This window comes from Pseudomonas sp. NPDC089547 (assembly GCF_050280665.1).
Classification (GTDB): domain Bacteria; phylum Pseudomonadota; class Gammaproteobacteria; order Pseudomonadales; family Pseudomonadaceae; genus Aquipseudomonas.
In genome coordinates this window covers 47,490-59,275 of the sequence record NZ_JBNNVS010000020.1, presented here as the reverse complement: position 1 = coordinate 59,275, position 11,786 = coordinate 47,490, and the positions used below count along the sequence as shown (strand labels likewise).

10 protein-coding genes are annotated in these 11,786 nt (G+C 61.0%); 4 read left to right on the top strand and 6 right to left on the bottom strand.

From position 1 onward, the window contains the following. Positions 1–2: 2 nt before the first annotated feature. Positions 3–962 (bottom strand): AAA family ATPase, encoded by a 960-nt coding sequence (locus ACQKPZ_RS15720; protein WP_391134635.1) that lies wholly within the window; start codon positions 960–962, stop codon positions 3–5. Positions 963–1,193: 231 nt separating this feature from the next. Here ACQKPZ_RS15720 and ACQKPZ_RS15715 point away from each other — a divergent pair, with 231 nt between their 5' ends. Then, a complete protein-coding gene (locus ACQKPZ_RS15715; protein WP_427539637.1) occupies positions 1,194–2,450 on the top strand; it encodes a phospholipase effector Tle1 domain-containing protein in 1,257 nt (418 codons plus the stop codon). 261 nt (positions 2,451–2,711) lie between these two features. Here ACQKPZ_RS15715 and ACQKPZ_RS15710 read toward each other — a convergent pair whose 3' ends face one another. The 5 genes from ACQKPZ_RS15710 to ACQKPZ_RS15690 form a co-directional block, all read right to left on the bottom strand. Continuing rightward, entirely contained in the window at positions 2,712–3,428 is a 717-nt protein-coding gene (locus ACQKPZ_RS15710) for a type 1 glutamine amidotransferase (protein ID WP_427539634.1), read from the bottom strand. 73 nt (positions 3,429–3,501) lie between these two features. Beyond that, on the bottom strand, positions 3,502–4,395 hold the full coding sequence (locus ACQKPZ_RS15705) for a dihydrodipicolinate synthase family protein (protein ID WP_427539631.1): 894 nt from the start codon (positions 4,393–4,395) through the stop codon (positions 3,502–3,504). 44 nt (positions 4,396–4,439) lie between these two features. After that, positions 4,440–5,222 (bottom strand): aldolase, encoded by a 783-nt coding sequence (locus tag ACQKPZ_RS15700; RefSeq protein WP_300023753.1) that lies wholly within the window; start codon positions 5,220–5,222, stop codon positions 4,440–4,442. A 348-nt stretch (positions 5,223–5,570) separates the two neighbouring features. Then, complete coding sequence (locus tag ACQKPZ_RS15695) at positions 5,571–5,972, bottom strand: hypothetical protein (RefSeq protein WP_427539629.1); 402 nt, start codon at positions 5,970–5,972, stop codon at positions 5,571–5,573. Beyond that, on the bottom strand, positions 5,965–7,365 hold the full coding sequence (locus tag ACQKPZ_RS15690) for a PAAR domain-containing protein (protein ID WP_427539626.1): 1,401 nt from the start codon (positions 7,363–7,365) through the stop codon (positions 5,965–5,967). The genes ACQKPZ_RS15695 and ACQKPZ_RS15690 overlap by 8 nt, the downstream gene beginning before the upstream one ends. A 398-nt stretch (positions 7,366–7,763) precedes the next feature. On the opposite strand from ACQKPZ_RS15690, the gene ACQKPZ_RS15685 reads away from it, so the two are divergent. From ACQKPZ_RS15685 to ACQKPZ_RS15675, 3 genes are all read left to right on the top strand, one after another. Then, positions 7,764–8,264 (top strand): sigma-70 family RNA polymerase sigma factor, encoded by a 501-nt coding sequence (locus ACQKPZ_RS15685; RefSeq protein WP_427539623.1) that lies wholly within the window; start codon positions 7,764–7,766, stop codon positions 8,262–8,264. After that, entirely contained in the window at positions 8,261–9,187 is a 927-nt protein-coding gene (locus ACQKPZ_RS15680; protein WP_427539620.1) for a FecR domain-containing protein, read from the top strand. The genes ACQKPZ_RS15685 and ACQKPZ_RS15680 overlap by 4 nt, the downstream gene beginning before the upstream one ends. Positions 9,188–9,268: 81 nt before the next feature. Next, on the top strand, positions 9,269–11,779 hold the full coding sequence (locus ACQKPZ_RS15675; RefSeq protein WP_427539617.1) for a TonB-dependent siderophore receptor: 2,511 nt from the start codon (positions 9,269–9,271) through the stop codon (positions 11,777–11,779). Positions 11,780–11,786 lie beyond the last annotated feature (7 nt).

Here is an 11,786-nt window from a genome sequence, read left to right as displayed (position 1 = left end):
GGTCAGGCAACGGCGACGACGTCGAGGATGCGCTGGACCACGCGGTCCTGGTCGATCCCCGCCGCCTCGGCCTCGAACGACAGGATGATGCGGTGGCGCAGCACGTCGAACAGCACCGCCTGGATGTCTTCGGGGCTGACGAAGTCGCGCCCGGCCAGCCAGGCGTGGGCCCGTGCGCAGCGGTCCAGCGAAATGGAACCCCGCGGGCTGGCGCCGTAGGCGATCCAGTCGGCCAGTTCGGCGTCGAACTTAGCCGGGGTGCGGGTGGCCATGACCAACTGCACCAGGTATTCCTCTACCGCGTCGGCCATGTACAGGCCAAGGATTTCCTTGCGTGCGGCAAAAATTGCTTGCTGGCTGACCCGGCGTTCGGGCTTGGTCTCGCCGCCCAGGGCTTCGCCACGGGCCTGTGCCAGGATGCGCCGCTCCACCGCGGCGTCGGGGAAGCCGATTTTCACGTGCATCAGGAAGCGGTCGAGCTGGGCTTCGGGCAGCGGGTAGGTGCCTTCCTGCTCGATGGGGTTCTGCGTGGCCATGACCAGGAACAGCGGCGACAGGTCGTAGGTGCTGCGGCCCACGCTGACCTGGCGTTCGGCCATGGCTTCAAGGAGTGCCGACTGTACCTTGGCCGGGGCGCGGTTGATTTCGTCGGCCAGCACCAGGTTATGGAAGATCGGCCCCTGCTGGAACACGAAACTGCCGGTTTCCGGGCGGTAGATTTCGGTGCCGGTGATGTCGGCCGGGAGCAGGTCGGGGGTGAACTGGATGCGATGGAACTGCGCCTCAACACCTTCGGCGAGCTCTTTGATGGCTTTGGTCTTGGCCAGGCCCGGGGCACCTTCGACCAGCATGTGGCCGTCGGCCAGCAGCACGATCAACAGCCGCTCGACCAGTTTTTCCTGGCCTAGGATCTGGGAAGAAAGAAAGGTGCGCAGCGCGATCAGCGCTTCACGGTGTTCCATCGGCGACGGTTCCTGGTATGGGGCCACAGGCGGGCTGGAGTCAGCTGCCCTGGCAAGGGGTGATACTTTAATCCATCCGGAGGGGTGGCGACTAATGGCGGCAGGGAAATTTATCCGTGCCGTGGGCCATGCCGATACAGAAATGTCCTGCAAAAGGCTGGCCATGGGCTGATGTTCTGTTGCGGCGGTCTGGCGCCTGCTTGTGCTTTTGACGCAAGCAGGAGCACAACGATGATCGTGAGGTTTGGGGTGTTTTTCGATGGCACCGGTAACAACCAGCACAATGTGATGCCGACGGAGGCGAACGCAGGCATGGGCGCGAGTTATACCAACGCCTTGAGCAATGTGGCCCTGTTGCACGCGCTTTATCCGGCAGAGGGGGCCAGCGCCGACGGCTGCATGGCCTTTCTCAGCCGCTATGTGGAGGGGGTGGGAACCCTGGCAGGCGCGGAGGATCATGCGTATGCCTCGGCCACCGGGCGGGGGCGCACCGGCGTCGAGGCGCGAGTCACCGAGGCATTGGCGGGTATCGCCGGGCAGCTGCGGGAGTGGGAGCACGTCCATCCGCAGGCAAGCCTCGAGGGGGTCGAGTTCGACCTGTTCGGCTTCAGCCGCGGTGCTGCGGCGGTGCGTCACCTGGCGAATCTGCTGCACGCCGACGGGGACAGGGTGCTGGCCGTTACATGCGGCATCACGATCAATTTCATAGGCCTTTTCGACACCGTGGCGGCGATCATTGCGCCTTTACAGGGCGACTTTGACCCTGCCGACGCTGGCCATGGAGGTTTACGCCTGGGCCTTGGGTCGGGCATGGCCCGGCAGGTGGCGCAGCTAGTGGCAGGGGATGAGCAGCGGCACAACTTCCCGCTGGTGTGCAGCGGGCACGATATCGTGTTGCCGGGTGTGCATTCGAACATCGGCGGTGGTTACCCGGACTTTACGCAGGAGCAGGTGCTGTTGTGCAAACCTCAGTCACAACGTGTGCCATCGGCCATGCGTGCCGACCAGACGTGTGTGCATGCCAAGGTGAGTGACCTGCTGTGCGCAGCCTTTGATGGCCTGGGTGCAAGGGTGATTACCTGGGAGGAACCGATTTCCGGCGGGCGTCCGGGCGAGGCGCAGAAGCAGGTTTATGCGGCGGTGTACCGGGAGCGGGAGGTGGCGGGGCAGCTTTCACGGGTGTACTTGAGTGTCATGCGGGCGCTGGCGGTGCGTGCAGGGGTACCGTTTGGGCCGTTGGGCGGGCAGGCGGAGCACCAGGTGCCTGATGAACTGGTGGGCATCAGCCGCAAGCTGCATGATTTTGCCTTGGGTGTCAGTGAGGAAATGGGGTTGACCGAGCAGGAGCAGTGCTTGCTGCGTGACAGGTACGTGCATACGTCGGCGAACTGGAATGCGGTGAAGGGGCTGCGCAACAGTGTGCTGGACGTGCTGTTCGTCAATCGACCGGGGGCACAGGGGCGAGTGGTGCATGCGGACCCGGTATAGCGTTATGGGGGCTGCCTGGCGCCTGTCTTGGGGGTTGCAGCGCCTGTGAAATCGAGCGCCGCCCGCGCGGCGTAAGGCCTCCACAGGTTCAAGGTGAACCCGAGGCCGATGCAGTAACTGTGGGAGCGGGCACGCCCGCGAACACCGGCGTAGCCGGTGCCATTCACCGCGTTGGATTCTTCGCGGGCAAGCCCGCTCCCACAGGGTACGCTGTGCGCCCGGCATCACCACAGGTGCTGCCTACCTTAAGACAAGCACCTGTCAGCCTCGATACGCTTCCATCAACTTGTCGAGGAAAACATACAGCTTCTGGTTCATGTCATCCCAATCGTTGGCACGCAGTGCGTCAGGCGTTTGAACGAAGCGCCGGTCTGTGAGGGTGGCCAGTTCGGCTTCGGATGCTGCAATCAGTAGTTCGACTACCTCCCTGGTAAACTCCATGTGGCACTGGAAGCCATAAACCAGCGGGGTGTACTCGACGATCTGCCGTGGGCAGCCTTCGCTCGTGGCGAGGACTTTGGCGTCGGCCGTCAGGCCCGGCATGTCGTTGTGCCAATGGCCAACTTGCAGCACCTCGCCAAAGTGGCTGACGTTCTCATTGGCTTTGCCTTCGGGCGTGAGGCTGATGGGGAATTTGCCAATCTCTTTTTCCGGGCTGTGGGCAAACCTGGCACCTAGGGCCTCGCCGATCAGCTGGGAGCCCAGGCACACCCCGACGACCGCTTTGCCAGCCGTGATGGCTTGCCGGATCAGCCGGCATTCGTTGGCCGCGTCAAAATGTGGGCATTGCGCGACGGTGGTGGCGGGGTCTTGCGGCCCGCCTAGCACCACCAACAAGTCGAAATGGCTGGCATCTGCAGGCAGGGGCTGACCGGCATAGACACGAGAAAAGCTGGCCTCGTGGCCGCGCGTCTTGACCCAGGTTTCGTACGCGCCGGGCGCTTCGAATGATTCGTGGACGATGAAGTGGACTTTCATTCTGGTTCTCTATGCAGAGGGTGCAGCAGGCACAACCCGGCAGCGAGGTGCTACCGGGCAAGAGTCGAACTGGTCAGTTGGTCGCGCCTAGCGCTTTCAGCAAGCCTTTGAGGTAGATGCTGCCTTGCTCATCCAGCGGTTGTAGGGGCAGGCGTGGCGCACCGACATCCTGGCCGAGCATTTTCAAGCCGGCCTTGATGGTGGTGGGCAGGCCGCGGCGGGTGATGTATTCCAGCAGTTCGTACTGGCGATAGAAGAGCGCACGGGCTTCGGCCAGCTCGCCTTGCTGCACCGCATCCCACAGTGCCAGGTTCAGTGCCGGGATCAGATTGGGTGCGGCGGTGCACCAGCCCGTGGCGCCGGCTACCAGGGCTTCCAGGGTCAGCGGGTTGCAACCGTTGTAGAACGCAACCTGGCCATCGGTGGCCTTGTACAGACGGTGCATGCGCTGAATGTCACCGGTGCTTTCCTTGACCATGGTCACATTGGGCACATCGCCGAGAATGCGCAGGATCAGCTCCACCGACAGGTCGGTGCCGCTGGTGCCCGGGTTGTTGTAGAGCATGATCGGGATATCGATGGCCGCGCCGACGGCTTTGTAGTGGGCGACCACCTCGGCTTCGGTGAGCTTCCAGTAGGAAACGGGCAGCACCATCACGGCCGTGGCGCCGCAGGCTTGCGCCAGGCGGGCGCGTTGCACGGTACGCGCAGTAGTCAGGTCGGAGACGCTGACCACGCTGGGCACGCGGCCGGCAATGCGCGCCTGGCTGAAGCGCACGACGGCTTCCCATTCGCTGTCGGACAGGTAGGCCCCTTCGCCGGTGCTGCCCAGTGGCGCGATAGCGTGCACGCCGCTGTCGATCAGGCTGTCGATGGACGTGCCCAGGGCTTCCAGGTCAAGCGTGCCCTCAGCCGTGAAAGGAGTAATGGTGTAGCCGATAACGCCGCGAATTACAGGTGTAGACATGACCAGGCACCTCTGCCGTTATTGAGGAAAGAATACAGCGTCAATCAGCCCAGGCAGTCGCCATGGGCACGCAAGGCACGGCGCGCGTAGTAGCTGAACGCGGCTCCATGACGTTTGGGGGTGGAGATCCAGTCGTGGGCTTCTTTGCCCAGCGCTTCGGGGATGGGGCGGATATCACCGGCGCCCATGGCCAGCAGCTGCATCTTTGCCGCGCGTTCGAACAGCAGGGCGAGCACGCAGGCTTCTTCGATCGAGCCACCGGCAATCAGCAGGCCGTGGTGGGAAAGCAGGATGGCGCGCTTGTCGCCGATCGCCTTCGCGATGATTTCGCCTTCTTCATTACCTACCGGCACGCCTGGCCACTCCTTGAGGAACGCGCAGTCGTCGAACAGCGGACACAGGTCCATGTGCGAGATCGCCAGTGGCACCTCCAGCATCGACAGGGCAGCGCTGTGCAGCGGGTGGGTGTGAATGATGCAGTTGACGTCGGGGCGGGCGCGGTACAGCCAGCTGTGGAAACGGTTGGCCGGGTTGGCCATGCCGCGGCCTTGCAGCACGGTGAGGTCTTCGTCCACCACCAGCAGGTTGGAGGCGGCGATTTCGTCGAAGCCCAGGCCCAGTTGCTGGGTGTAGTAGGTGCCCGGTTCCTGCGCACGTGCGGTGATCTGCCCGGCCAGGCCAGAGTCGTGGCCGCCATCGAACAGGATGCGGCAGGTGAGGGCGAGTTTTTGCCGGGCGCTGTAAGTGTTGTCGGCCAACGCGGTCAGCATCTGCTGCTGGGCGAGTTTCACCAACTGGTCCTTGGGGGTGTGCATGGTGGTCGTCATGGGCGGTACCTGCATGGGGAAGGGCGGGCATTGGCTGAACGTCGTAGGGGCGTTGCCAGGACACATGGTGATCTTAATGACACATTGTGTCATATGCAAGCATTGTGTCATCCACAAAAAAGGGCCGCTTTGCGCCCCGGTGGTGTTGAAGACGGTATGAAGGGGTTAGAAGCTGCCGCGCAGGGTCAGCTGGAGCGGCCTTGTGTGGCCAAGGATGGGCAGAATCAGCAACGTGCTCGTTATGCTGATGATCTTGTAGCCGAAGGAGGGCGACAGGTTTCTAGCATCGACGACAGATCGATGCAAAGAGAGGAAGACCCGCGAGAGCGGGTCTGACCTGAAATGTTTCTATCTCCCTTTGGATAGTTCAAGAAGGGCATAGGCAACAATCATCCAGACACAACCCATTAATGTTAGCCAGGTCGCAAGCGCCAACTTGATTTTTAGCGCCGCAGGAAAGCGCTTCAATTCATCAGCATCTAACTTGCCTCTGCGCAATGCCAAGCCTGGAAATGTGATTAGCCCAGCGATCGTGCACATCAGCATCCATCGCCACTTGAACCTTCGCCCCCCCCACGCTTGCTTGATGGACTCAAGGTAAGGGTTACTCTTAATCGCGGAGCACGCGATATCGTAATCTTTCCTGAGTACGAGAAAGGCAAGAATCGCGGGGCCAGGGAGTCCAATTACAAATGGCCCAGTTACCAATATTATCTTCGCCAAGACCGGCCAGTCGTTGATGTCAATCACTCGTAGCCTCGTAGATGAACTCACCTGCCGACTCACCCAGTTTTTCTCCAGCGAGGCCACCTGCGACCCCTCCTGCCCCTACCAGCAAAACTCCACACACCGGAACACTTATCCCAGCGGTCCCTACTGCAAAAGCTGCGCACAGCGTACCAGCGGTTAGCCCAACGCCAGTGGAAACGAGCGTGCTTAATCCAACGCTACCGGCAAAACTAGCGGCTTCTGTCATTCGAATCTTTTTACACGCCTCTGTCTCACCAGCCCGGCAAACCTCCCGAACTTTTATGTAAGACGAAGCCCCTCCGAGCCCGATAGCGGCGTATCCGCCGTAAGAAAGGTATTTGCTAAGTCTCGCGACTTTATCCAAATGTGTTGCATACCCCGGAATCTGCCCCGGTCCGCCCGCTTTCGACCAGTGGTGCACCAGGCTCTTCGTCGAGATGTTCAAGCTCTTCCTCAAGCGCTCATAGTTTCCAAGGTTCAACTGTTTGTTCAAAAGTGCTGTTTTAAGCTGCCCATCCAGCTGCTGCAGAAGCCGCCGCCGTTCGGCAAAGAAGCCCGGGCTGTTCAAGTGGCCATGACGCATGAACTCCCGCTGATGCAGTTGTTCGATACTGGTCAACGTATGACTGACCTGCTTCAGACCTTGATCCAGCATGTCCTTGCCCACACCCATGGAAAGGCTGGCGTCGCTGAGCAAGCCGGCGATTTCGGCCTGGTGCTCCATCATGAAATCCGCTTCAGCGAAATCGAGCACTTCCAGCGCGCGGCGTGCGTGTTGCGCCGCGGCCATCAACTGGCCTTCCTCGCGGGTACAGGCATCACCGTTGTCAGGATCACCAATAACGAAGATTTCCCCTGCTTTGAAGCCCTGTTCAAACGTAGGGTTGAGCCGCTGCAATCGGGAAATTGGCAACGTGGCGTCGTGCTCGGCCAGTTGCAGCAGCACCTGTGGGAACGACATGCGTCGAGGAATCACGTAAAAGCCAGGTTCCAGTGTGCCGGGCAATCCGCCAACTACAGGCTGGGAGAAGCGTGCGGGGTTGACAGTGGTTGCCGGCTCGGCAAAGTGGGTATGGGCGTGCCCTGCAACGGGATACCGGGGCGGCGGTGCTTGATCCAACGGCGCGACCACCCGGTTGCTGCCCGGCGAACAGCCACAGATAACCAGCGCACCGTCCATGGCCACCCGCTGGCCATCGGAAATGAAGTGGTCTACGCCTTCGGCGACTGTGCCCACCTGCCCACAAAGGGGACATGCCGTGGTGTGGTCGCCTTCACGAAGCACCATTCGCCCTTCATCCAGATACCCGTGCCCCGTTGCAATACAGATAGCACCCGTCGTGGTGACATCGCCATCTACTGCCTGGCCTTTTCCCTCTAGGCTGACGCGCATATACAAATTCCCTGTGCATGGTTGAGGTTAAAAACCTAACATCTGCCAAGGGGCCTTAAGTGCTCTCCGAAGAAATTCAGATGATTCCTACAAGTTGTTTGAACTTTACGTTATGAACTTCAACCATGTGTTGCTGTGTAGCGAACTCAACTTGCCTACAGCACAACTTCGAATACGAACTGATGCCCTCACTGGCCGAGGGTGTGTTGATGTTCATCCTGGCTGGCCTGGCGTGTAGCTTGTCGGCATGCTTCGCCTTGCCCACGGTACAGGCAGACTCACTTGCCGAACCACCGTTACCCACCTGAGCAGGGCCTTGAGAGCAGCAGGGGAAAACCGTAGTATTGCGAACGATTTGCAACTGCGCTTTCTGCGTTACCTGAAGATGAGGGACCACCGTGTCTGCCCGCGAGCCTGTCGATGCGCTTTATCGTGACCATCACGCCTGGCTGTTGAACTGGCTGCAGCGGCGCCAGCCCTATGGCGACCAGGCCCGCGATGTTGCACACGACACCTTCCTGCAAGTGCTGCTGCGCCCCCAGCAGATTGCCGGTCTGCGCCAGCCCCGGGCGTGGCTCAGCAGCGTCGCCAAGGGCCTGTTGATCGACCGCTTTCGTCGGCAGAAACTGGAAGCTGCCTATCTGCAGGCAATCGCGCAACTGCCTGAAGCACAGGCACCCTCCGCTGAGCGGCAAACGATGCTGTTGCAGACACTGATGCAAATCGATGCTTTGCTCGACGGCCTGCCTGCCAAAGCGCGCATGGCGTTCCTGTTGTCGCGCCTCGAGGGGTTGAGCTATCAGGACATCGCCATTCGCCTGGATGTCAGCCTCAGCAGCGTCGAGAAGTACATGGCCAAGGCCATTCGTCATTGCTACCAGATCAGCCACGAGCAATGACCGACAAGGTGCTCGACCAAGCCATCGACTGGCTGGTGAAGCTGGAGTCCTCTCAACACGCACCAGCGCTGTTGGCGGCCTGCCTGGCATGGCGTCAGGCCGATCCCCGGCACGAAGTGACCTGGCAGGCATTGCACGAAGCGCAAACCTGTTTTTCCCAGGCGCGTGCACTCCCTGCCGGGGTGGCTATCAGCACTCTGGCCGAACCAGGCCGCCGCGCGGCAGTGAAAACGTTGGCGCTGGGCCTGCTTGGCCTGGGCATGGCCGGTGGCACCCTGCAGCAGACGCCTTGGCGCGTCAGCCTTGCCGACTACAGTACCCGCAGCGCAGAGCGGCGACGCTTCGAGCTGGCCGATGGCACCGTGTTAAAGCTCAACAGCCAGAGTGCGCTGGATGTGCGCTTCAGCCAGATCGAGCGGCGGGTCGAGCTGCGTGAAGGGCAGGTGAATGTGAAAGCCGGCCCCGAGCCGCTGCAGCGCCCTTTGTGCGTAAGCTCGGCGCAAGCCCGCTTCCTGGGCAGCGCTTTCGATGTTTGCCAGGAAAACGGTCGCACGCGGCTGACCGTGGACCAAGGCACAGTCGCCATCCATCTGCCCGGTCAGCCTCCGGTGCCAGCGCAGGCGGGGGAGCAGTTCATGGTCGATGGCGCAGGGGCGCGGCGGATTGAGCGGCCCACGTTCGAAGGCTCGGCCTGGACCCGCGGCCTGTTGATCACCCGGCAGATGCCGTTGCAGGAACTGGCCGGGCACCTGGCCCGTCAGCGCAAGGGTTGGGTCGGCTGCGATCCAGCCATTGCCGCCCTGGAAATCTCCGGGGTGTTCCAACTCGACGATACGGACAACGCCTTGCGCACGTTGGCCCATACGTTGCCTGTACGCCTGGTGTGGCGGACTTCGCTGTGGGTGCGCATGGTGCCTGCCTGAAAATGTGCCCGTCCAGTTACGGGTTTTTGCCGGCTTCTTCGACAAGAAGAAAAACCAGCACGTTTCAGGAGCCGCACCTCGATGGATTTGTTGTCCCGTTTTCGTCATGCCTTGCTCGCTCAGGCTATCTTCATGGGGTTGGGTTCAAGCCTTTGTCAGCAAGTGCTGGCCGCGCCGTCCAGCCGGCACTACGACCTGCCCGCAGCGCCCTTGGGCCAGGCACTGGACCGTTTTGCCGAACACACCGGTATCAGCTTGCTTTACGACCCACAGTGGGTTGAAGGCAAGAACGCACGTGCGGTAGAGGGCCAGCTACCCGTCAAGTTGGCGCTTTACCTGCTCTTGGAGGGCACTGGCTTGACTGCCGAACAGGCGGCGGATGGCAACTGGTCGTTGCAACCCGCAGCGCCGCAAGCCGGTGGGCCGTTGGCGTTGCAAAGCACCATGATCCAGGGCCAGGGCCTGGGTGAGGCCACCGAAAACACAGGCTCCTACACCACCGGCGCAACCGCAGTTGGCAGCAAGGTAGCCCAGTCGATCAAGGAAGTACCGCATTCGGTGTCGGTGGTCACCCGCCAACGCATCGAGGACCAGAACCTCACCACCCTGACCGATGCGCTGGACAAGACCACTGGTGTAACCCTGCAGAAGAACGGTGCTACCGGTTCGTCGTTGGGCAACGACACCAACTTCTTCTCGCGTGGTTTTGCCGTGTCGAACATCCAGTTCGACGGTGGCGCGCCGATGGACACCGCGATCTCGGGCTACGGTTCGATCAGCCAGCTCGACCTGGCCCAATACGATCACGTGGAGTTTCTGCGCGGTGTCGATGGCCTGTACTCCGGTAGCGGCAACCCCGGCGGCAGCATCAACCTGGTGCGCAAGCGTGCCCTGGAGCATGACCAGCTAAAGTTTTCTGCCTCGGCCGGCAGTTGGGACACTTACCGCAGTGAGCTCGATGTCACCGGCCCATTGACTGAAACCGGCAACATCCGCGGCCGGGCAGGGTTGGCTTACCAGAACAACAGGTTCCACTACGACACGGCGAATATGGAAAAGCACCTGTTCTACGGTTCGCTGGAGTTCGACCTCAGCGCTGACACCCTGCTCACTGTCGGTGCCAGTTACCAGGAGAGTGAAGGCATACCCAACTTCGGCGGCCTGCCACGCTACAAGGACGGCGCCGACATCGGCCTGCCACGCAAAACCTCCTTCCTTGCCGGCTGGGGCTCGGTTGAAGAAAAAACCCGGCAGGCCTATATCAAACTCGACCACAGCTTCAATGATGACTGGATGTGGACCACCGACCTGACCTGGATGGACATGGACCGCGACGGCAATTCGTTGTTCGCCAATGGCGCGGTCGACCCGCTTACCGGCAGCGGCACAAGCTGGCTCAACTACCCGGCCAGAACGGGGCTGGAGCGCAAAGGCATCAACAGCTACGTGAAGGGCGGCTTTGATCTGTTCGGCCTGCGCCATGACGTGTTGGTGGGCGGCGACTATTCACATGCGGATGGCTACACGGTGCAGCGCTGGGGCCTGCTCAATTTCACGCCGGTCGATATCTTCAACCCGTCCACCCCCGTCGACCCGGGCAGCACGCCGAACAAGACGCACGACAATACCACCGAAAAGTACGGCTACTACGGCATGACCCGGCTTGCACTGACCGAGCGGACCAAGTTGATCCTCGGTGCCCGGGTGTCTACCTACAAGTACCGCGATACAGAGGTGTTCTTCGATGACTTCGGCAACGTGCTGGATGACCCTGCGCCCTACCATCGAGGGCTCAAGGAGCAGGGGGTGACCACACCCTATGCCGGCCTGACCTATGATCTGACCCCCCAATGGACGACGTATGTCAGCTACGCCGAAACCTACAAACCGCAGTTTCTACAGGTGGCGGCGGGTGGCAAGACACTGGATGCCGCAACGGCCAAAAATTATGAGGTTGGCCTGAAAGGTTTGCTGTTCGATGAGCGGATCAACACCAGTTTTGCCCTTTACCGTATCGAGCAGGAAGGGGCAGCTATCCAGGACACTCGATACCCGCAAACCTATGGCGCTTCCAATTGCTGCTACCTGAATCAGGGCGAAGTGGTCAGTGAAGGTTTTGATGCCGAAATCAGCGGCGAAGTGCTGACCGGGCTTCAGTTGTTTGCCGGCTATACCTACAACCATACCGTCGACAAGGCCAGTGATGACACGCGCGCCATCTATGCGGCCGTCACCCCCAAGCACCTGTTCAAACTGTGGGGCACATACCGTTTGCCCGGTGCCCTGGACAAATGGAAGGCCGGCCTGGGTGTCACTGCCCAGAGCAGTAACGGCCGCAGCGGCACAGTGACGCCCTATGATCCGGCCACCGGCCAATACAACGGCGAAACGCAGGACTTCAAGTTCGTCCAGGCCGGTTACGCCGTCTGGGCTTCGAGCCTGGAATACCAGATTGACCCGAACTGGGTGGCAGTGCTGAACGCCAACAATATCTTCGATAAGAAGTACTACCAGACAGTGGGCACCTCGGCCAACGGCAACTTCTACGGTGAAGCGCGCAACTTCACCCTGACCGTGCGTGCAACTTACTGAGTCTTCG